The sequence below is a fragment of the Acidovorax sp. LjRoot38 genome, assembly GCF_964252975.1.
Lineage (GTDB): Bacteria > Pseudomonadota > Gammaproteobacteria > Burkholderiales > Burkholderiaceae_C > Acidovorax > Acidovorax facilis.
In genome coordinates this window covers 62,084-83,194 of the sequence record NZ_CAXUPT020000008.1, presented here as the reverse complement: position 1 = coordinate 83,194, position 21,111 = coordinate 62,084, and the positions used below count along the sequence as shown (strand labels likewise).

At 63.5% G+C, this 21,111-nt stretch carries 15 protein-coding genes and 5 tRNA genes; 8 read left to right on the top strand and 12 right to left on the bottom strand.

All coding sequences use genetic code 11. The features are described from left to right. Positions 1–64: 64 nt before the first annotated feature. The 12 genes from ACSQ22_RS15995 to ACSQ22_RS15940 all read right to left on the bottom strand — a co-directional run bounded on the left by ACSQ22_RS15995 (position 65) and on the right by ACSQ22_RS15940 (position 12,211). Positions 65–703 carry a DUF6806 family protein gene (locus tag ACSQ22_RS15995; RefSeq protein WP_426307409.1) on the bottom strand — a complete coding sequence of 213 codons (639 nt, stop codon included), beginning with the start codon at positions 701–703 and terminating at the stop codon, positions 65–67. A 13-nt stretch (positions 704–716) separates the two neighbouring features. After that, positions 717–809, bottom strand: a tRNA-Leu gene (locus tag ACSQ22_RS15990). A 156-nt stretch (positions 810–965) separates the two neighbouring features. Next, positions 966–1,041: transfer RNA gene (locus ACSQ22_RS15985), tRNA-Gly, on the bottom strand. A 182-nt stretch (positions 1,042–1,223) separates the two neighbouring features. Further along, a tRNA-Cys gene (locus ACSQ22_RS15980) sits at positions 1,224–1,297 on the bottom strand. A gap of 58 nt (positions 1,298–1,355) precedes the next feature. Beyond that, positions 1,356–1,431: transfer RNA gene (locus ACSQ22_RS15975), tRNA-Gly, on the bottom strand. Between the two features lie 86 nt (positions 1,432–1,517). Further along, positions 1,518–3,950: an endopeptidase La gene (gene lon, locus ACSQ22_RS15970; RefSeq protein WP_055399523.1), complete on the bottom strand. Its 2,433-nt coding sequence runs from the start codon at positions 3,948–3,950 to the stop codon at positions 1,518–1,520. Positions 3,951–4,138: 188 nt separating this feature from the next. Then, on the bottom strand, positions 4,139–5,404 hold the full coding sequence (clpX, locus tag ACSQ22_RS15965) for an ATP-dependent Clp protease ATP-binding subunit ClpX (protein WP_010460566.1): 1,266 nt from the start codon (positions 5,402–5,404) through the stop codon (positions 4,139–4,141). Between the two features lie 102 nt (positions 5,405–5,506). Continuing rightward, positions 5,507–6,115 (bottom strand): ATP-dependent Clp endopeptidase proteolytic subunit ClpP, encoded by a 609-nt coding sequence (gene clpP / locus ACSQ22_RS15960; protein ID WP_055399521.1) that lies wholly within the window; start codon positions 6,113–6,115, stop codon positions 5,507–5,509. A gap of 127 nt (positions 6,116–6,242) precedes the next feature. Continuing rightward, entirely contained in the window at positions 6,243–7,556 is a 1,314-nt protein-coding gene (tig, locus tag ACSQ22_RS15955; RefSeq protein ID WP_436130881.1) for a trigger factor, read from the bottom strand. A 75-nt stretch (positions 7,557–7,631) separates the two neighbouring features. Further along, positions 7,632–7,718 (bottom strand) — tRNA-Leu (locus ACSQ22_RS15950). Between the two features lie 93 nt (positions 7,719–7,811). After that, the gene (locus ACSQ22_RS15945) at positions 7,812–10,994 is read right to left on the bottom strand and encodes an efflux RND transporter permease subunit (RefSeq protein WP_436130880.1); all 3,183 of its coding nucleotides are present in this window, start codon (positions 10,992–10,994) and stop codon (positions 7,812–7,814) included. 8 nt (positions 10,995–11,002) lie between these two features. Beyond that, a complete protein-coding gene (locus ACSQ22_RS15940) occupies positions 11,003–12,211 on the bottom strand; it encodes an efflux RND transporter periplasmic adaptor subunit (RefSeq protein WP_436130879.1) in 1,209 nt (402 codons plus the stop codon). A gap of 207 nt (positions 12,212–12,418) precedes the next feature. Between ACSQ22_RS15940 and hpnC the strand changes: the two genes are divergently transcribed. From hpnC to ACSQ22_RS15900, 8 genes are all read left to right on the top strand, one after another. Beyond that, complete coding sequence (gene hpnC / locus ACSQ22_RS15935; protein ID WP_436130878.1) at positions 12,419–13,354, top strand: squalene synthase HpnC; 936 nt, start codon at positions 12,419–12,421, stop codon at positions 13,352–13,354. 321 nt (positions 13,355–13,675) lie between these two features. Continuing rightward, positions 13,676–14,428, top strand: a complete 753-nt coding sequence (locus ACSQ22_RS15930) for a hypothetical protein (protein WP_436130877.1) — start codon at positions 13,676–13,678, stop codon at positions 14,426–14,428. A 13-nt stretch (positions 14,429–14,441) separates the two neighbouring features. After that, positions 14,442–15,851, top strand: a complete 1,410-nt coding sequence (locus ACSQ22_RS15925) for an L-serine ammonia-lyase (RefSeq protein ID WP_436130876.1) — start codon at positions 14,442–14,444, stop codon at positions 15,849–15,851. 117 nt (positions 15,852–15,968) lie between these two features. Continuing rightward, a complete protein-coding gene (locus ACSQ22_RS15920; RefSeq protein ID WP_436130875.1) occupies positions 15,969–16,865 on the top strand; it encodes an amino acid ABC transporter substrate-binding protein in 897 nt (298 codons plus the stop codon). Positions 16,866–16,985: 120 nt separating this feature from the next. Beyond that, a complete protein-coding gene (gene hpnD / locus ACSQ22_RS15915) occupies positions 16,986–17,828 on the top strand; it encodes a presqualene diphosphate synthase HpnD (protein WP_218299328.1) in 843 nt (280 codons plus the stop codon). A 16-nt stretch (positions 17,829–17,844) separates the two neighbouring features. Then, complete coding sequence (gene hpnE, locus ACSQ22_RS15910; protein ID WP_436130874.1) at positions 17,845–19,149, top strand: hydroxysqualene dehydroxylase HpnE; 1,305 nt, start codon at positions 17,845–17,847, stop codon at positions 19,147–19,149. 120 nt (positions 19,150–19,269) lie between these two features. Then, positions 19,270–20,283 carry a Bug family tripartite tricarboxylate transporter substrate binding protein gene (locus tag ACSQ22_RS15905; protein ID WP_436130873.1) on the top strand — a complete coding sequence of 338 codons (1,014 nt, stop codon included), beginning with the start codon at positions 19,270–19,272 and terminating at the stop codon, positions 20,281–20,283. A 156-nt stretch (positions 20,284–20,439) separates the two neighbouring features. Beyond that, the gene (locus ACSQ22_RS15900; RefSeq protein WP_436130872.1) at positions 20,440–21,108 is read left to right on the top strand and encodes a response regulator; all 669 of its coding nucleotides are present in this window, start codon (positions 20,440–20,442) and stop codon (positions 21,106–21,108) included. Positions 21,109–21,111 lie beyond the last annotated feature (3 nt).

Genomic DNA, 21,111 nt, shown 5'->3' with positions numbered 1-21,111 from the left:
TTTGCCACCTGCACATGCAAGGCAACCCCACACGGGGACACCAGTGTGAGGTTGAATGAAAGAATCAGTGCAGGTGGCGCGGACGGCGACCACCACCGCCACCATGACCACTGCCGGAGCCGCCCCCACCAGGGCCACGCGGCGGTTTTCCGATCTCCAGCGAGTTCACCAGTGCATCAAAGCGCTGGCTGAACAGTTTGTCGATCTCGGCCACCACGCCGCCCAGTTCGGCACCATCAAAGTGGCGCTCCATCATGTTGACAACGTCCTGCACCAGCAAATCACGCTGCACCTGCATGATGGCGGCGGGAGTGGGGCCGACAAACAGCATGACGAAATCGTCGCGCGACTCCGCACCCTGCTCTTCCTCGTCCTCGTCGAAATCTGCGTCGTAGAACGTGACTTCGATGGCAGCACCTTGCTCGGCAAGCTCATTGAGGCTCATGCACATTTCGTCCAGAACTTGGCGAAAGTCTTCATCCCCCCGCACCGTCCAGCACATCTGCAGCAAGTGTTCCTGCGCGTCGTATTTGATGCCGGGCTCTTCTTCGTAGGCGCTGGCTGCGCCATCAGCCAGCGAGCGGGCTCCGGCGTACTTCCACAGGGGTTTGAGCGCCTCCTGGAGTTGGTCAAAGCTCGCATCAGCGCGAAGCTGGACTTGTCCGTGGACGTGGATTTCGAAGGGAGCGTTGTAACTTGACATGATTGAATCGTAGTGGTGCCCCGAGCCGGGGTCGAACCGGCACGCCCCTTTTCAGGAAAGCGGCGGATTTTAAGTCCGCAGTGTCTACCAATTTCACCATCGGGGCGCCGGCTGCCCAACGCACTCCTGCGCCGCAGCGTAACCCGGGCAGCGCATGCGCGCAATGCCCTGTCGTATCTCTGGTCACAGGGCCGACGCCCCGCCGAGCCGCCCGCCTTGCACCACCAAGAAAAAAGGGAAGCCGAAGCTTCCCTTACAAATATGGAGCGGGAAAAGAGTCTCGAACTCTCGACCTCAACCTTGGCAAGGTTGCGCTCTACCAACTGAGCTATTCCCGCATTCGCCTACTGCACCCGACGTTTCCATCAGAGCTAATCAGCAAGCCTCAAATTATATCGCTATTTTTTGGCTCTATTCGATTGCAAACCAAAAAATCAACCAATCACCATCCATCCTTCAACAGTCATCTTGATTACGACGATCACAGAAGATCTTCAGACGTCAAGACACAGACCGTATCTGGAGGCGCGGTCCGGAGTCGAACCGGACTAACCGGATTTGCAATCCGGGGCATAACCGCTTTGCTACCGCGCCAGAAATTCGCATTTCTCTGACAAAAAAGGGAAGCATTTGCTTCCCTTTTTGTGGAAATTGGAGCGGGAAAAGAGTCTCGAACTCTCGACCTCAACCTTGGCAAGGTTGCGCTCTACCAACTGAGCTATTCCCGCATTTTACCGAAGCCTCACATTGTACAACGTTTGCTGCGATGGAATGAATTGTAGCGCATTTTTTGGGGTTCTCAAAAAAATTTGCGTCAATGTTTCAGACCATCTGTCGCGGACGACGCTGCAACGGCCTTGTCCGTCGAGGGCGCAGCCACGACCGCCACTTCCTCATCCGTCAAGGGCACAGGCTTGGTTTCCAAGGCCACTTCCAGCACCTTGTCGATCCAGCGCACAGGCACGATCTCAAGTCCACTCTTCACGTTGTCCGGAATCTCGGCCAGGTCTTTGACGTTCTCTTCGGGGATCAGCACCGTCTTGATGCCGCCGCGCAGAGCCGCCAGCAGCTTTTCCTTGAGGCCACCAATGGCGGTAACTTCACCGCGCAACGTGATCTCACCGGTCATGGCAACATCGCCGCGCACGGGAATACCCGTGAGGGCCGAAACAAACGCCGTCGTCATCGCAGCGCCCGCACTCGGACCATCCTTAGGGGTTGCCCCGTCTGGCACATGGATGTGGATGTCGCGCTTCTCAAACGCTTCGTCCTTGATGCCCAGAATGCGCGAGCGGCTGCGCACCACCGTGCGGGCAGCCTCCACCGACTCCTTCATCACATCACCCAAAGAACCGGTGCGCGTGATCACACCCTTTCCGGGCATGGCGGCGGCTTCAATGGTCAGCAGATCGCCGCCCACCTCGGTCCAGGCCAGACCGACCACCTGGCCCACTTGGTTCTGCGCCTCGGCACGGCCGTAGGTGTACTTGCGCACGCCCAGGAAGTCAGGCAGGTTGTCGGCGGTGACAACGACCTGGGGTTCGAGCTTCTTGAGCTGCAGACCCTTGACCACCTTGCGGCAGATCTTGGACAACTCGCGCTCCAGCGAACGCACGCCGGCTTCCCGCGTGTAGTAGCGCACCATGTCTCGCACGGCGGGCTCGGTGATCAGCAGTTCTTCGTCCTTCACGCCATTGTTCTTGAGCTGCTTGGGCAGCAAGTACTTCATGGCGATGCTGGTCTTCTCATCCTCGGTGTAACCCGACAGGCGGATCACTTCCATGCGGTCGAGCAGGGCCGGCGGAATGTTCATCGAGTTCGACGTGGCGACGAACATCACGTCGCTCAGGTCGAAGTCCACTTCGACGTAGTGGTCGCCAAAGGTGTGGTTCTGCTCGGGGTCCAGCACCTCCAGCAGCGCACTCGACGGGTCGCCTCGGAAGTCCGTGCCCAGCTTGTCGATCTCGTCCAGCAGGAACAGCGGATTGCGCGTGCCCACCTTGGACAGGCTCTGCAGCACCTTGCCCGGCAGTGCGCCGATGTACGTGCGGCGGTGCCCACGGATCTCGGCTTCGTCGCGCATGCCACCCAGAGCCATGCGCACGTACTTGCGGCCCGTGGCCTTGGCAATGGACTGCCCCAACGAGGTCTTACCCACGCCCGGTGGCCCCACCAAGCACAGGATGGGAGCCTTCACCTTGTCCACGCGCTGCTGCACCGCAAGATATTCAAGGATGCGGTCCTTTACCTTGTCCAGGCCAAAGTGGTCTTCGTTGAGCACGCCTTCGGCATTGACCAGGTCGTGCTTGATTTTGGTCTTCTTGCTCCACGGCAGCGCCGTGAGCACGTCAATGTAGTTACGCACCACTGTGGCCTCGGCCGACATGGGCGACATCAGTTTGAGCTTCTTGAGTTCTGCATCAGCCTTCTTGCGCGCCTCGGCGGGCATCTTGGCGAGCTTGATCTTTTTCTCGATCTCCTCGATGTCCGCGCCTTCGTCGCCTTCGCCCAGCTCCTTCTGGATCGCCTTGACCTGCTCGTTCAAGTAGAAGTCGCGCTGGTTCTTCTCCATCTGGCGCTTCACACGCCCACGAATCTTCTTGTCCACATTGAGGATGTCCACCTCGCGGTCAAGCTGCTCGAACAAGTTTTCAAGGCGCGCCTTCACATCCGACAGGTCCAGCACCACCTGCTTGTTCTCGAGCTTGAGCGGCAGGTGCGCGGCGATGGTGTCGGCCAGACGGCCGGGATCGTCGATGCTGGAGATCGATGTGAGGATCTCCGGGGGAATCTTTTTGTTGAGTTTGACGTACTGGTCAAACTGCTGCATCACAGCACGGCGCAGCGCTTCAATCTCGCTGGGCTTGTTGGCCTCGGGTGTAGCTTCTACCGGCGTGACGGTGGCCGTGAAATGGGTCTCAGCGTCCTCGATGGACGTCACCAGAGCGCGCTGCTGGCCTTCGACCAACACCTTCACGGTGCCGTCAGGCAACTTGAGCATCTGCAGGATGGTGGAGACGCAGCCGACATCGAACATGTCCGACACCGAGGGCTCATCCTTGGCGGCGGCCTTCTGGGCCACCAGCATGATGCGACGGTCGGCCTCCATGGCCAACTCAAGCGCCTTGATGCTCTTGGGACGCCCCACAAAAAGCGGGATGACCATGTGGGGAAACACCACCACGTCACGCAAAGGCAACAGCGGTAGATCGATAGGGGTGGCTGGCAGGGGGGTATGTCCGGACATGGAAATCCTCAAAGTGCTCTGTGGAAATGGGTCCACATGTGGGGATTTTCAACCCTTACGCGCAAGCCGCGCTGGCACAAGGGTTGATGGTTCAATGGGCGACACCAAGGCGCCCGCTCCGGTCATCTCAGACGGTGTGAAGGATTCCGGCGTGTCCATGCGGGCATCGCAGACTCCTTCACGCCTTCTCAGGCCTTCTTGGCCGCTTCGCGATAAACGAGCAGCGGCGGCTTGTTTTCTTCGATGGTGGACTCGTCCACCACCACTTTTTCAACGTTGCTTGTATTGGGCAAGTCGAACATCGTGCCAATCAGCGATTGCTCCAGGATTGAGCGCAGGCCGCGGGCTCCGGTCTTGCGGGCCAAGGCCTTGCGAGCAATGGCCTTAAGCGCGGCAGGACGGATTTCGAGGTCCACACCTTCCATGGCCAGGAGCTTGCTGTATTGCTTGACCAGCGCGTTCTTGGGCTCCGTCAGGATCTGCACCAGCGCATCCTCGCTGAGTTCAGCCAGAGCCGTCACCACGGGCATGCGCCCCACGAGCTCAGGAATCAGGCCGAACTTGATCAGATCTTCGGGTTCGATCTCGGTGAACACCTCTGTCAGCGAACGCTGCTTCTTGCTCTTGACCGATGCGCCAAACCCGATGCCCGACGCTTCGGTGCGGTTCTCGATGACCTTCTCCAGTCCCGCAAACGCACCGCCACAGATAAACAGAATGTTGGTCGTGTCGATCTGCAGGAAGTCCTGATTCGGGTGCTTGCGTCCGCCCTGCGGCGGCACGCTGGCCATCGTGCCTTCGATGAGCTTGAGCAGCGCCTGCTGGACGCCCTCGCCCGAAACGTCACGCGTGATGCTGGGGTTGTCCGACTTGCGCGAGATCTTGTCGATCTCGTCGATGTAGACGATGCCGCGCTGCGCGCGCTCCACCTCATAGTTGCAGCTTTGCAGCAGCTTCTGGACGATGTTCTCCACATCTTCGCCCACATAACCGGCTTCCGTCAGCGTGGTGGCGTCGGCCATCACAAAGGGAACGTCCAGCATGCGCGCCAGGGTCTGCGCCAGCAGCGTCTTGCCCGAACCCGTGGGCCCAATCAGCAAAATGTTGCTCTTGGACAGCTCCACATCGTCTTTGTGGGCCTTGTCCTTGTGGCGCAGGCGCTTGTAGTGGTTGTACACCGCCACCGCCAGCGTGCGCTTGGCCACGTCCTGACCAATCACATAGTTGTCGAGGTTGGTCTTGATCTCTACGGGGGTGGGCAGGTCACTGCGGCCTTCGCGCGCCAGGTCGCCAGCCGGGAGCTCATCGCGAATGATCTCGTTGCACAGGTCAATGCACTCGTCGCAGATAAAGACCGACGGACCGGCGATCAGCTTCTTCACTTCATGCTGGCTTTTGCCGCAGAAAGAGCAGTAAAGGGTTTTTTCGCTGGAAGAGCCTTTTTTCTCGGCCATGGGGGCAATGCCTTGCTTGTTACGGAAAGTTGTCGGGATGATAACCAAATAAAAAACGGCGTCTTCCCCAAAGGAAAACGCCGCTGTTTGACCCTCTGGCTATCAGGAGCGCTTGCTGATCACCTGATCGACCAAACCGTATTCCTTGGACTCATCAGCCGACAGGAAATAGTCACGCTCGGTGTCGCGCTGGATCTTTTCCAGCGGCTGGCCCGTGCGCTCGGCAAGGATCTTGTTGAGCTGCTCGCGGGTCTTGAGGATTTCGCGGGCATGGATCTCAATCTCGGTGGCCTGGCCCTGCATACCGCCCAGAGGCTGGTGGATCATGACCTTGGAGTTGGGTAGCGCAAAACGCTTGCCCTTGGCTCCTGCGGCCAGCAGGAAGGCGCCCATGCTGGCGGCCATGCCGGTGCACAGGGTCGAGACATCAGGCTTGATGAAGTTCATGGTGTCAAAGATCGCCATGCCGGCGCTTACCGAGCCACCTGGGGAGTTGATGTAGAACGAAATGTCTTTGTCGGGGTTTTCACTCTCCAGGAACAGCAGCTGAGCCACCACCAGGTTGGCGGTCTGGTCGTTGACCGGACCCACCAGAAAAATCACGCGCTCCTTGAGCAGGCGCGAGTAGATGTCGTAGGACCGTTCGCCACGGCCCGACTGCTCGATGACCATGGGAACCATGCCCAGGCCTTGTGTTTCCAATGCGCTCATGTTTTTCTCCAGACAAGCAGGTACTGTACCCAGAAATGAATTGGGGCTTGTGCACGAAAGCACAAGCCCCTGTATGTAACGGCAACAACCGGGCAGTTCGATAACAAGCCGCCTGGCCTGCAGCCTATCAGCCTTGCTGGGCCATCAGTTCGTCAAACGACACGGCCTTCTCGACCACCTTGGCCTTGGACAGCACAAACTCGGTCACGTTGTTTTCGATCACAACGGCTTCGACTTCCGCCAGGCGCTGGCGGTCGCCGAAGTACCAGCGCACCACGTCTTCGGGCTTCTCGTAGCTGGCAGCCAGCTCATCGATGTGGGCCTTGAGCTGTTCGGGCTTGGCCTGCAGCTCATTGGCACGCACCAGCTCGGCCAGCACCAGCCCCAGGCGCACGCGGCGCTCAGCCTGGGGGCGGAACACGTCTTCAGGGATCTCGGCCTTGTCGGCGTCCTTGATGCCGCGTTGCTTGAGTTCAGCGCGGGCACCTTCCAGCAGGCGGGCGATTTCAGCTTGCACGCTGGAGTTGGGCAGGTCCAGCTCAGCCTTGGCCACCAGGGCGTCCATCACGGCTTGCTTGTTGCGGGCCAGCAGACGGAACTTGACTTCACGCTCCAGGTTCTTCTTGATGTCGGCGCGCAGGCCTTCCACGGAGCCATCGGCAATACCGAGCGACTTGGCCAGGGCATCATTCACATCGGGCAGGTGGGCAGCTTCGATCTTATTGATGGTCACCAGGAAGTCAGCGGTCTTGCCAGCCACATCCTTGCCGTGGTACTCCGCAGGGAATGCCAGGGGGAAGGTCTTGCTTTCGCCAGACTTCATGCCACGCACGGCGTCTTCGAACTCCTTGAGCATCTGGCCTTCGCCCACCAGGAACTGGAAGTCTTCGGCCTTGCCGCCTTCAAACGGCTCGCCGTCGATCTTGCCTTCGAAATCGACCGTCACGCGGTCACCGTCTTGCGCAGCAGCATCCATGGCGCGCTGGGCGAAGCTGCGGCGCTGCTTGCGCAGGATGTCGATGGTCTTGTCGATGGCGGCGTCCGTCACTTCAGCCGACAGCTTTTCGACTTCGGCATCAGACAGATCGGCAATCTTGACTTCTGGGAACACTTCGAAAATGGCATCGAAAGTGACCTGGCCTTCAGGAGCGCCTTCCTTTTCAGTGATGCGGGGCTGGCCAGCAACACGCAGGTTGGCTTCGTTGGCTGCCACGGCAAAGGCTTCACCCACCTTGTCGTTCAGCACTTCGTACTGCACCGAGTAGCCGTAACGCTGGGCCACCACGTTCATGGGCACCTTGCCGGGACGGAAACCGTCCATCTTGACCGTGCGGGCCAGGCGCTTGAGGCGCGTGTCGACTTCGGACTGGATCAGGGTGACGGGCACGCTCAACGTAATCTTGCGCTCGAGCTTCTCAAGGGTTTCAACAGTAACGGCCATGGCTATTCCTCTTATGAATGTGGATCGTGCTGGCTGCAGCGCAGCAGCGCCGTGTTCCGCAAAGTCTCACATGGGTGGTGCGCGGGGGGGGACTCGAACCCCCACACCATTGCTGGCGTCAGGACCTAAACCTGGTGCGTCTACCAATTTCGCCACCCGCGCGGTTCTACAACAAACAAACAGGCGGCAACCTCAGCTGCCGCCTGTGTGAAATCGGTCAACCTTCTATTTTACCTGATGCGGACATGCCGCCTGTCAAACGCCCCCAAGAACTTCGGGCTCAGGCCGTTTGACGCGGAACCAGGCGGCATACATCGCAGGCAGCGCCAGCAGGGTCAGCACGGTGGCCACGACCAGCCCGCCCATGATGGCCACGGCCATGGGGCCCCAGAACACGCTGCGTGACAACGGGATCATCGCCAGCACCGCAGCCGCAGCCGTCAGCACGATGGGACGCAGGCGGCGCACGGCAGATTCGACAATCGCATCCCACGCAGGCACGCCCCGTGCGCGGTCCTGTTCGATCTGGTCGATCAGGATCACCGAGTTGCGCTGGATCATGCCCATGAGTGCAATCACGCCCAGCAGCGCCACAAAGCCAAAGGGGCGGTTGAGCAGGATCAGCGCACCCGAGACACCAGCGATCCCGAGGAAGCCCGTGATGTAAACGAGGAACGCGCGACTAAAGCTCTGCAACTGCAGCATGAGCAGGGTGAACACGAGGAACAGCATGATAGGAACACCCGCAACGATGGATTTGGTCCCCTTGGAGCTTTCCTCCACGGCCCCCGCCGCCTCGATGCGGTACCCGCCCATCCCTGCCTCGCGCCACTTTGCTTCGATGGCGCGCAAGCCCGGCAGCAGCTGCGCGGTGACGGTAGCGCCCTGCAAGCCCTCGGTCACATCCCCCTGCACGGTGATGGCGTAGTCGCGGTTCTCGCGCCACATCACACCGGGCTCCCAGGTGAAGACCGGCTTTGCGATCTGCGTGAGCGGGATCGACTTGCCCGAGGCCGTGGGCAGGTAGGCGTTGGCGATGTCGGTGATGGCGTTGCGCTCGTCCAGCGGCTGGCGCAGCAGAATGTCGATGAGCTTGTCACCCTCGCGGTACTGGCCCACCTGCGTACCCGACAGGATAGTCTTGGACGCCTGGGCAATCGACTGGCTGGTGACACCCAGAGCGCGCGCCTTGGCCTGGTCCACTTCCAGACGCAGCACCTTCACAGACTCGTTCCAGTTGTCATTCACACCGCGCATGTCCGGGTTCTTGCGCAGCTGGGCTTTCACTTCATCGGCGCGCTCACGCAGCACCAGCGGATCAGGCCCCACCACGCGGAACTGCACGGGGTAAGGCACCGGCGGTCCATTGGGCAGCAGCTTGACGCGACCACGCACCTCCGGGAACTCCTCAGCCAGCAGCGCAGGCAACTTCACGCGCAGGGACTCACGCACCTTCAGATCCTGGGGCAGAACGATGAACTGCGACACGTTGCTCTGGGGAAACACCTGATCCAGCGGCAAATAGAAACGCGGCACGCCGGAACCGACCCAGGTGCTGACAGAACTGACGCCAGGCTCAGAGAGCAAGCGCTGCTCCACACGTTTGGTCACTTCTTCATTGCCTGCAAATGAGGTGCCCTCGGGGAACCAGATGTCCACCAGAATTTCAGGCCGGCTCGAATCGGGGAAGAACTGCTGCTGCACCTTGCCCATGCCCACAATGCCCAGCGCAAAGGTCAGTACCGTGGCGCCGATGGTGATCCAGCGGTGCAACACACACCAGTCCACCAGGCGGCGGAAGGTGCGGTAGAACGGGCTGTCAAACACTTCGTGTGGATCGTCGGTGATGCCCTTGTTGGCCTGGGCAGCCAGCACATGCGGCGGCACCTTGAGCAGCAGCGTGCCCAGGTACGGCACAAAGTACACCGACACGAACCAGCTGAGCACCAGCGCGATCACGGTGACCGCAAAAATGGCGAAGGTGTATTCGCCCGTAGTGGACTTGGCCAGGCCGATGGGCAAAAAGCCCGCCGCCGTGATCAGCGTGCCCGTCAGCATCGGCATGGCCGTAATCTCGTAGGCAAAGGTAGCGGCACGCACCTTGTCGTAGCCCTCTTCAAGCTTGAGCACCATCATTTCGACCGCAATGATCGCGTCATCCACCAGCAGGCCCAGTGCGATGATGAGCGAGCCCAGCGATATCTTGTGCAGGCCGATGCCCCAGTACCACATGGCCAGGAAGGTCACGGCAAGCACCAGCGGAATGGTGATGCCCACCACCAGCCCTGGGCGCGGATCGATGTACCAGCGCTTCCACAGCGGGTTCTTGCCGGGGCGCTTGTGCAGGCCCAGCGCGATGAAGCTCACCGCGAGCACGATGACCACGGCCTCGATCAGCACCTTGACGAATTCATTCACTGAGGTGGACACCGCCTTGGGCTGGTCTTGCACGTTGACGAGCTTCACCCCCGCTGGCAGCGTGCCGCCAATGCGGTCGGTGGCAGCATGCAGCGCCTTGCCCAGCGCAATGATGTCGCCGCCCTTGGCCATGGAGACGCCCAGCGCAATCACTTCCTGCCCTTGGTGGCGCACCTTCACGGTGGCCGGGTCCACATAGCCGCGCTTGACCTCGGCGATATCGCCCAGGCGCAGTTGTGCACCCGACGGGCCACGGATCGGCATGGCGCGCAAGTCTTCAATGGCGTTGAACTGCCCCTGCACCCGCACTTGCACCTGGTCTTGCGGGGTCTGAATGGCTCCGGCGCTCTCCACGGCGTTTTGCTGGCCCAGCTGGGCCAGCACCTGGTTCATGTCCAGGCCCAGTTGCGACAGGCGTTTTTGCGAGATTTCGATGAACAGCTTTTCGTCTTGCACGCCAAACAGCTCAACCTTGGCGACATCGGGCACACGCAGCAGCTGCTGGCGTGCGTCATCGGCAAACTGCTTGAGTTCGGCGTAGCTGAAGCCCTCGGACTCCAGCGCGTAGATCACGCCATACACATCGCCAAAGTCGTCGTTGAAGAACGGGCCCTGGATGCCCTGCGGCAAGGTGTAGCGCATGTCGCCCACCTTCTTGCGCACGCTGTACCAGACGTTGGCCACCTCGCTGGCCTTGGACGAATCCTTGATCTGAAAGATGATCTGCGACTCGCCGGGCTTCGAATAACTGCGGATCTTGTCGGCGTAGGGCACCTCTTGCAGCGTGCGCTCGATCTTGTCAGTGACCTGCTCGGCCACCTGCTGCGCCGTGGCGCCCGGCCAGTAGGTACGCACCACCATGGCACGGAAGGTGAACGGCGGGTCCTCGTCCTGCCCCAGCTGGAAATAGGCGGCAAACCCCAGCAGCATCAGCACCACCATCAGGTAGCGCGTGAGGGCGGGATGGTCGAGCGCCCACTTGGAGAGGTTGAACCCCTCTTTGGGTTGTACTTGCGTCATGGCCGGCCTCAGTTGGCTGTGGAAGCTGCGGGTGCCGCTGCTGTGGCAGCAGGCGCGGCAGGCATTGCTACTGGATTGGTAGCTGTCTGCGCTTTACTGGCGGGCGCTGAGGCCATTTTTGGCTGATAAATCAGCACCTTCTGGCCGGGTGAAAGCACATGCACACCCGTGGCCACCACCTGCATGCCGGGGGCTAGACCCGCAGCCACCACGGCCTCGTTGCCATCGGCCGTGGCAATCTGCACCACCTGCGACTTCACCGTGCTGCTGGCCGCGTCATACACCCACACCGCCGTGGACTGCCCCTCCTGGCGCAGCGCACTGGTGGGCAGCTTGATAGCCGGAATGCCCGCATGGCTGAGCGCCTTGGGCGTGACATACACGGTGGAGCCCAGGGCAGGCGCATCGGCACCGTCGATGGCCACCTTGACTTGGTAAGTGCGCGTGGCGGCGTCGGCACTGGCGGCCACTTCGCGCACGCGGCCCGTCAGGTTGGCGCCACCGGACCAGCCGCGCACCGCCACTTCTGAGCCTGGGGTGATCTGCCCCACCTTGTCCTCCGGCACCGCAAACACCACATCGCGGGGGCCATCCTGCGCAATGCGCACCACAGGCGTCCCGGCCGACACCACCTGGCCAGGCTCGGCGTCAATGCCAGTGACAACGCCCGCCACGTCGGCCACCAGCGTGGTGTAGGCCGCCTGGTTGCCTTGCGATGACAGCTGCGCGCGGGCCTGGTCCAGCGTGGCCTGGGCGGCTTTCAGCGTGGCGTCGCGGCGCTCCAGCTCGGCGCCGCTGATGAAATTCTGGTCCTTCAGGGCTTGGTAGCGCTTGTAGTCGGCAGCGGCCAGATCACGCTGCGTGGTGGCCGATGCCAACTGTGCGCGCGCGGCGTCGGTGGCCAGTTGGTAATCCTTGGGGTCCAGCTGGGCCAGCACCTGTCCGGCCCGCACACGCTGGCCCAGTTCGGCCTGGCGCTGCACGATCTTGCCCGCCACGCGGAACCCCAAGCGTGACTCCACGCGCGCCCGCACCTCGCCCGAATACTCCAGGCTGGACTGCAGCGCACCCACCCCCACCGTCAGCAACTTGACGGAGCGCACCGGCTCTTCGGGCGGCGCGGGGCGGGAACAGGCGGCCAGCAAAGCAGCGGCGGCCACCATCAGCAAGGTCCGGCAGTGCCGTTGAAAAGGCCGCGAGGCGGAGGATGTGCGCATGGGAAATCCGGTGAATAGAGAAGGGCTACAAGGAGTTGCAGGGGCTGCACGCAAAACGCAGGCACGAATGCCTGCGCTGAAAACGGAACTGAAGTAACAGTTACCGGCCAGCCTCCTTGTCCCTGACTGAATTGGTTTTTTGATTACTGACTGACCGGTTAGTAATCTATGAGAAGCCCTTGGCATTGTCAAGCGACAATCCAGGGTGTGAACGACCGATCCCCCCCTCCCCAGCCTGAAGTGGCGTCCGCTGCAACTTCCGCGCCACAGCCGCTCCAGACTGCTCCACACCATGCGTCTGCCGCCCTGGCCGCTCCTGTCACGCACTACGAGAACTTCCCGGTCGCATCGGTGCTGTGCCCACCGCACCTGCGCCAGCCCATTGCCGCCATCTACGGCTTTGCGCGCACCGCCGACGACATTGCGGATGAGGGCGACGCCCTGGCTGAAGACCGCCTAGCCGACCTGGCCGCCTACCATGCTGACCTGATGGCCGTCGCCCAGGGCCAGCCGCCCTCGCCCCGCTGGGCCAGCGTGTTCTTGCCGCTGCAAGCGGTGCTGCATAGCCACCAGCTGCCCGTACCACTGCTGGAAGACCTGCTCAGCGCCTTTGCCCAGGATGTTGAAAAAACCCGTGATGCCGAGGGCTATGCCGACCGCGCCGAGTTGCTGGACTACTGCCGCCGCTCGGCCAACCCCGTGGGGCGCCTGCTGCTGCACCTGTATGGCGTGGGCGACGCGCAGGCGCTGCGACAAAGCGACGCGATCTGCACCGCGTTGCAGCTCATCAACTTCTGGCAGGACCTGTCGGTGGACATCCCCCGCCACCGCCACTACCTGCCACGCGCCGACTGCGCCGTTCATGGCGCCTGCCAGGCCGAGTTGCTGGCCCTGCAAAGCACGCGCGAAAACGCGCGCCTCATCGCCGACTGCGCCGACTGGGCCCGCACCACCATGTACAGCGGCGCCCCCCTGGTGCACGGCCTGCCTGGCCGTGCGGGCTGGGAGCTGCGCCTGGTGGTGCAGGGCGGCCTGCGCATCCTCGACAAGGTCGAGGCCCTCAAGGGCGGCAGCCTGCACACCCGCCCGCGCCTGCATGCCTGGGACTGGGTGGTGATGCTGGGCCGCGCGCTGGTGATGTAAGAAGAAAGATTCATGGGCCACAAGGCGCGCTGACATCGGTGCGTGCTCTGTCCATGAATCTGAGGCAAAAATGGCCTTCACCGCTTATCCATATTGACTTATTAGCTATTAATTTATGAGCAACCAGCCACCTGCACCGGGGGTACGGTGGCGGGCGGACCTTGGGCGGGGCAGGGATAGCGCGCATGGCGCCGCCTTTACAGCGCGCTAGTCTTGCGCCCACTGCGGCCAGCCGCCCGGGAGTTACCCGTTCCGGAACACAACAACAAAGACAACAATGTCCGCAAGCCACTACCCGTGGCTTGCCAGGAGGGCCCACCGTTGACCGCCAGACATCTCTTCAAGACCCTGCAGTGGGGGCTCATCCTTTTTTGCCTGGTGTTTTCCATTGTCGGGGGCGTGGCGGCAGAGCGGGTGCTGGATGTGCTGCACTGCCAACCCCACACCAACCCCACGCTGGGCACCTGCACATGGCTGGCCAATGCCATCGGGCTGCGGCTGATGCCTTTTCTGTCGGCAGGCAGCATCGTGGACTACCCCTTTGTGCTGCTTCGCAACTTCTGGGCGCTGTTGCTGGCGTGGGGGCTGGCGCTGTATGCCGCACGCTGGGCTGACCGCCACCCGGCCGCCGCAGCGGACCTGCTGCAGCGCTGGCTGCCGCGCCGCAGCAACGCAACCCCAGCAGACGTGCTGCGCTGGGGTGTGGTCGGCCTGTTCTGGCTGTTGCTGGCGGGCTTCATCGTGTTCATTTTTGCGCTGGGCCTGCCCATCGTGGGCAACCAGACCGCGCGCACCATCCTCGAAAGCCTGGGCTGCTCGCCCGGCACCTTCGACCCCTTCTCATCCCCCTGCATGAGAGCCCCCGGCTTCTGGACGCCCCGCCTCTCCCTGTACGTCCTTCCCCTCGCAGGCCCCTTGCTGGCGCCCGTGTGGCTGGTCATGGGGTTCTGGGATGTCCTTCTGGGCTGGCTGTCACTGATCGTGGCCACCTATGCCCTGAAATCGCACCTGTCGCAGCCTACCCGGCCGCCAGTCCGCCCCCACCCATCGGCCAAACCACTGCGCCGCTCCTGAGAACCTTTTCACCATGTCCGTCAGCGTTTTCGACCTCTTCAAAATCGGCATCGGCCCGTCCAGCTCCCACACCGTGGGGCCCATGATCGCGGCGCGGCAATTTGCCTGCCATGTGCAGGCCACCCTGGGCCTGGCCGCCGTGCACCACGTGACCGTGGAGCTGTTCGGGTCGCTATCAGCCACCGGCGTGGGCCACGGCACCGACAAGGCCGTGCTGCTGGGCCTTGCCGGGCACGAGCCCGACCACATCGACCCGGACCAGATCCAGCCTGCCATTGCCGACATCCGCATCCGGCAAACGCTGGAGCTGCTGGGCGAGCATATGGTGCCGTTTGTCGAAAAAGAGCACCTGCTGTTTCGCCGCAAAAGCCTGCCGCTGCACCCCAACGGCATGGCGTTTCACGCGTTCGACGCGCAGGGCAACGAGATTGCGGCGCGTGAGTACTACTCGGTGGGTGGCGGTTTTGTGATCGACGCGGCGGGCGAGCGTGTACTCAACAGCGCCGCCACCGCTGGGCCCGATGCCGCCGGCCATGCCCAAGGCCTGCCCCACCCTTTCCGCACGGGGGCCGAGCTGCTGGCCCAGTGCCAGGCCACCGGCCTCACCCCCGCCCAGCTCATGGCGGCCAATGAGCAACACTGGCGCAGCGCCTCCGAGGTGCGCCGCCAGCTCATGGCCATCTGGAAGACCATGGCCGGTGCCGTACAGCGCGGCTGCGCCAGCACCGGTACGTTGCCTGGCCCCATGCACGTGCGCCGCCGCGCGGCCGAGCTGCACCACAAGCTCAGCACGCAGCCCGAGGCCGCGCTGCGCGACCCACTCTCGATGCTCGACTGGGTGAACCTCTATGCCATGGCCGTCAACGAAGAAAACGCCGCCGGCGGCCGCGTGGTGACGGCGCCCACCAATGGGGCTGCAGGCGTGATCCCCGCCGTACTGCATTACTACGTCAACTTCCTGCAAGGCCCCATCCCGGCCAACGACGACGGCATCGCCACCTTTTTGCTCACGGCAGGCGCCATCGGCATCATCTACAAGGAAAACGCATCGCTCTCGGGCGCCGAGGTGGGCTGCCAGGGCGAGGTGGGCGTGGCCTGCTCCATGGCGGCAGGCGCGCTGGCTGCGGTGATGGGCGGCACCCCCGAGCAAATCGAGAACGCCGCCGAGATCGGCATGGAACACAACCTGGGCATGACCTGCGACCCCGTGGGCGGGCTGGTGCAGATCCCCTGCATCGAACGCAACGCGATGGGCGCCATCAAGGCCATCAATGCCGCCCGCATGGCGCTGCGTGGCGACGGCCAGCATGTGGTCTCGCTCGACAAGGTCATCAAGACCATGATGCAGACCGGTGCGGACATGAAGGTCAAATACAAGGAGACATCGCGTGGCGGGCTGGCGGTGAATGTTGTGGAATGCTGACAAACCTGTCGCCAATGTGACACAACAGCAGGTGCCGCAGCACAATGCGCGGCGTGCAGCCTCGCGCGCTTCCTGCGACGCCTGGCATGCATGGCCCCGTCACCTTTTCCGTTTCCTATGCACCTCTTCTCTGCGCTGCGAGCCCTGCTACTGATCCTTCCCCTGTCCTGGATGTCCCCTGGCGCCTGGGCGCAAGACACCCTGACCCACATTGCCAAGACCGGCGAATTGCGACTGGGGCACCGCGAGGCATCCCACCCCTTCTCCTACAAAGACCCAGCCACTGGACAGGTGCGTGGCTACAGCGTTGATATCTGCACCAAGATTTACGAGGAGCTCAAGAAGGAACTCAAGCGCCCCGACCTGCGCCTGACCTATGTACTGGTAGACGGCAAGAACCGCCTTGCGGACCTGAAAAACAACGTAGTGGACCTGGAATGCGGCACGACCACCAACACCCTGGAGCGCCAGAAGGAAGTCGCCTTCAGCCACCACATCTTCATCGCCACCACTGCGTTCCTCGTGCGCAAGGACTCGGGCATCAAGACGGTGGACGATCTGAACGGCAAACGCATTGCCGTCGAACGGAAAACCACCAATGACGGCCTGCTGGCCACCAACGAACGCACCTACCACCGCAAATTCATCTACGTGCCGGTAGACAGCACTGCACAGGGGCTGGATGCACTCACGCGCAGGGAGGCAGATGCGGTTTTTGCAGACGATGCAGGCCTGTGGAGCCCCATGACCCGCCTGGGCAAGGCCATGGGGGACTACCAGTTTCTGGAAAAGCGTCTTTCGGTAGAGCCCTACAGCATTGGCCTGCGCAGGCAAGACCCTCGCTTCAAGGAGCTGGTAGACCAAGTCACCCGCCGCCTGATCCAGACCGGGGAGATGGCGGCTCTCTACAAAAAGTGGTTCCACACGGACCAAGGCACGCTCCCCATGAGCGTCTTCATGCGCGATGCGCTCAAGCGGCCCAGCGACGTGGGCGTGGAACAGATCGCCTTTTGATGCCCTTCGGCCTGCCGCAGAACTGCTGCAGAACAGGCAGGCCAAACTGGGGAACTGCGGCCTCCACCAGCTGCCGGGTTGCATTCGCGGGCCATGTCCGCCATGGGACAATCGCGCCCCATGACCCCACAGCAATACGTACAGCAAAAAGCCGTGGCCTCGGGCAGCAGCTTCTACTACGCCTTCCTGTTCCTGCCGGCCCCGCGCCGCGCCGCGATCACGGCGTTTTATGCCTTCTGCCGCGAAGTGGACGATGTGGTGGACGAAGTCTCCGACCCTGGCGTGGCGCGCACCAAGCTGGCCTGGTGGCAGGCCGAGGTGGCCAAGGCCTATGCAGGCCAGCCCACCCACCCCGTGATGCTGGCACTGATGCCGCTGGCCGCCGACTATGGCATTGAACAACGCCACCTGCAGGCCGTGATCGACGGCTGCCAGATGGACCTGGAGCAGACCCGCTACCTCGACTTTGCGGGCCTCAAGGGCTACTGCCACCTGGTGGCGGGCATCGTGGGCGAAGTCGCCGCACGCATCTTCGGCCAGACCGACCCGCGCACCACCGACTACGCCCACACGCTGGGCTTGGCCTTTCAGCTCACCAACATCATCCGTGACGTGGGCGAAGATGCCATGCTGGGCCGCATCTACCTGCCGGTGAGCGAGCTGCAGCAATTTGACGTGAAGGCCCACGAGATCCTGAAGCGCCAGTATTCCGACCGCTTCACCGCGCTGATGCGTTTTCAGGCCGAGCGCGCGCACCGCCTGTACGACGAGGCCTTCGCCCTGCTGCCCGATGCCGACCGCCGCGCCCAGAAGCCCGGCCTGATGATGGCCAACATCTACCGCACCCTGCTGCGCGAGATCGAGCACGAAAACTTCCAGGTGCTGCACCAGCGCATCCGCCTCACGCCCTTGCGCAAGTTCTGGCTGGCGTGGAAGGTGCAGGCGCTCGGCCGGATGTCGTAGCCGTGGGCCCACGTCCATGAAGGTCGCCGTCATCGGCGCAGGCTGGGCGGGCATGGCCGCCGCCATTGCCCATGTGCAGGCAGGGCGCCAGGTCACCGTGTTCGAGGCCGCGCGCACCGTGGGCGGTCGGGCGCGCGCCGTGCCGGGCGCGCTGCCCGATGGCACACCCGCCACGCTCGACAACGGCCAGCACATCCTGATCGGCGCCTACGCCGAAAGCCTGCGCCTGATGCGGCTGGTGGGCGTGGACATCGATACCGCCCTGCTGCGCCTGCCACTCACACTTCAATTCCCTGATGGCCAGGGCCTGCAACTGCCCGACCTGCCCCCACCCCTCGATGCGCTGCTGGGCATTGCCCGCGCCAAGGGCTGGGGCTGGCGCGACAAGCTGGCACTGCTGCGCACAGCCACGGCCTGGCAGCTGCGCGGCTTTCGCTGCGCGCCCGCCACTTCGGTGGCCGCGCTGTGCGCGCCGCTCACGCCCCGGCTCATGACCGAGTTCATCGACCCGCTGTGTGTGTCGGCCCTCAACACCCCTGCCAACCAGGCCAGCGGCCAGGTGTTTCTGCGCGTGCTGCAGGACAGCCTGTTCAGCGGGCGCGGCGGCTCCAACCTATTGCTGCCACGTGCGGACTTAGGCGCCCTCTTTCCCGAAGCCGCTGCCCGCTGGCTGCAGCAGCAAGGCGGCCAGGTCCTCACCGGCCAGCGCATTCTGCGCCTGCAGCCGTTGCCCGGCGGGCGTTGGCAGCCGGTAGTGGCGGCCAACGGCACCGAAGAACCCGAAGCGTTCGACCACGTCACCCTGGCCTGCCCGTCCTGGGAGGCCAGCCGCCTGGTCGAAGGCCTGGCAGGCACGGCGGGCCTGGCCAGTGCAGCCCGCTGGAGCGCCACCACCAGCGCACTGCGGTTTGAGGCCATCACCACCGTCTATGCCCACGCCCCAGGTGCCCACCTGCCCTTGCCCATGCTGGCGCTGCGCAACACCGCTGCCCACCCGGCGCAGTTTGTGTTCGACCGGGGCCAGCTCGACGGCCAGCACGGGCTGCTGGCCTTTGTGGTGAGCGCCAGTGATGGGGACCGCGCCTTGATCGAGCAGCAGGTGCTGCAGCAGGCCGCCACCCAGTTGGGCCTGCCCGGCCTGCAGCCCGTGCAGACTGTGGTGGAAAAACGCGCCACCTTTGCCTGCACCCCTGGCCTGCAGCGGCCCGGCATGCAGGTGCTGCCGGGGCTGACGGCCTGCGGCGACTATGTGGACGGCCCCTACCCCGCCACGCTGGAAGGGGCCGTGCTCAGCGGCACGGCAGTAGCTGCACTGGCGTAATCCTCGCTCTGTCGATGCGGGGTGCCTCGGGTAAACCCCAGGCCGACTGACAGCATTCCGAAAGCACGCTGCGCACACCATAGGCCGGGCAACGCCGCAATGGCTTTTACGGAGACACCCATGCTGTTCGACAACGACATTCCCCCCGCCTTCCACCCCACCCGCCGCCACCTGCTGGGCGCAGGCAGCGCCCTGGCCCTGGGTGGCCTGCTGCCCACCGCCGCGTCGGCCCAGGCCGCGTGGCCCGCCAAGTCCATCCGCTTCGTCGTGCCCTTTGCACCGGGCGGCAGCTCCGAAATCGTGGCGCGCTCCACAGCGGCCGAGCTGAGCAAGACCCTGGGCCAGAGCGTGTTTGTGGACAACAAACCCGGCGCCGCAGGCAACATCGCCATGCAGGAAGTCGCCCGCGCCGAAGACCAGCACACCCTCATCCTGGGCCACATCGGCACGCTGGCCGTCAACCCCTACATCTTCGACAAACTGCCCTACGACGCGAACAAGGACTTCAAACCCGTGAGCCTGCTGGCCAAGGTGCCCAGCCTGTACGTGGTGCACCCCGACGTGCCCGCCAAGAACCTCAAGGAGTTCATCGCCTACGCCAAGAAGAACCCGGGCAAGCTCAGCTATGGCTCGGCAGGCAACGGCAGCGCGGGCCACCTGGCGTTTGAATACCTCAAGATGACCGCCGAGATCTTCATGCTGCACGTGCCCTACCGGGGCACCGGCCCCATGATGACCGACCTGCTCTCGGGCCGCCTTGACGCCGCCTCGGTGGGCGCTGCGGCCCTGCTGTCGTTCATCAAGTCCGGCAAGGTGCGCTGCATCGCCACCGGCTCCACCCAGCGCCTGCCCCAGCTGCCCGATGTGGCCACCGTGGCCGAACAGGGCTTCCCCGGCTTCGAGATGACGCAGTGGTACGGCATGCTGGCCCCCGCGAGCCTGCCCAAGGAACACCTGGACAAGCTGGCCGCCGAAACCATGAAGGCCGTGAAGGCACCCGAAGCCCTCAAGCGCCTGAACGGCGACGCCGCCGAAGCCATCGGCGGCACGCCCGCGCAGTTTGCACAGTTCATTGCGGCGGAGCAGGCGCGCTGGCAGAAAGTCATCAAGCGCGCGCAGATCAAGCCTGACTAGGAAGCCCCCCTGAGCCGCTTCGCGTCTTCCCCCGAGGGGGACGCCACCGGTGGCCGGGCAAAGCCCGCTCCACGGTGGCACTGGCTTTGGGGGCGCGCCAGTTTCAACAGCCTGCTGGCGGGCCGGGCCACGGCACAACGGCATTAGCATCCCCCCATGCGCATCCTCCTGGCCGAAGACGACCACAACCTGGGCACCTGGCTCAGCCGCGCGCTGGAGCATGCGGGCATCCAGGTGGAATGGGTGAACGACGGGCGCCTGGCCGACCGTGCGCTGCAGCAGCACGACAACTACGATGCGCTGGTGCTGGACCTGGGCCTGCCCGGACTGGATGGCCAGGCCGTGCTGCAGCGCCTGCGCGACCGCGACCAGCGGCTGCCCGCGCTGATCCTCACGGCCCGCGATTCGCTCGATGAACGCGTGCGCTCGCTCAACGCCGGGGCTGACGACTTTCTGGCCAAGCCGTTCGAGCTGGCCGAGCTGGAGGCCCGCCTGCATGCCCTGGTGCGCCGCGCACGCGGCAACGAGCACCCGCGTCTGGCCTGTGGCGCGCTGGTATACGACAACCCGCGCAAGCAGTTCACGCTGCATGGCGAGCCCCTGGCCCTGTCGCCGCGCGAGCACGCCGTGCTGCGCGTGCTGGTGCAGCGCAGCGGCGAGCCGTTTTCCAAGCAGCAGATCCTGGACCGCGTGTTCTCTGACGACGAGGACGTGCACCCCGAAGCCGTGGAGGTGTTTGTGCACCGCCTGCGCAAGCGGCTCGATGGCAGCGGTGTGCGCATCACCACCCTGCGCGGCCTGGGCTACGCGCTCGAGTCCGACTGAACC

Coding starts and splice junctions, on each gene's coding strand:
- ACSQ22_RS15995 (WP_426307409.1), bottom strand. CDS start 703: ATGTCAAGTTACAACGCTCCCTTCGAAATCCACGTCCACGGACAAGTC.
- ACSQ22_RS15940 (WP_436130879.1), bottom strand. CDS start 12,211: ATGCGCACATCCTCCGCCTCGCGGCCTTTTCAACGGCACTGCCGGACC.
- ACSQ22_RS15945 (WP_436130880.1), bottom strand. CDS start 10,994: ATGACGCAAGTACAACCCAAAGAGGGGTTCAACCTCTCCAAGTGGGCG.
- lon (WP_055399523.1), bottom strand. CDS start 3,950: ATGTCCGGACATACCCCCCTGCCAGCCACCCCTATCGATCTACCGCTG.
- ACSQ22_RS15920 (WP_436130875.1), top strand. CDS start 15,969: ATGCACCTCTTCTCTGCGCTGCGAGCCCTGCTACTGATCCTTCCCCTG.
- clpX (WP_010460566.1), bottom strand. CDS start 5,404: ATGGCCGAGAAAAAAGGCTCTTCCAGCGAAAAAACCCTTTACTGCTCT.
- ACSQ22_RS15900 (WP_436130872.1), top strand. CDS start 20,440: ATGCGCATCCTCCTGGCCGAAGACGACCACAACCTGGGCACCTGGCTC.
- ACSQ22_RS15925 (WP_436130876.1), top strand. CDS start 14,442: ATGTCCGTCAGCGTTTTCGACCTCTTCAAAATCGGCATCGGCCCGTCC.
- hpnE (WP_436130874.1), top strand. CDS start 17,845: ATGAAGGTCGCCGTCATCGGCGCAGGCTGGGCGGGCATGGCCGCCGCC.
- tig (WP_436130881.1), bottom strand. CDS start 7,556: ATGGCCGTTACTGTTGAAACCCTTGAGAAGCTCGAGCGCAAGATTACG.
- ACSQ22_RS15905 (WP_436130873.1), top strand. CDS start 19,270: ATGCTGTTCGACAACGACATTCCCCCCGCCTTCCACCCCACCCGCCGC.
- clpP (WP_055399521.1), bottom strand. CDS start 6,115: ATGAGCGCATTGGAAACACAAGGCCTGGGCATGGTTCCCATGGTCATC.
- hpnD (WP_218299328.1), top strand. CDS start 16,986: ATGACCCCACAGCAATACGTACAGCAAAAAGCCGTGGCCTCGGGCAGC.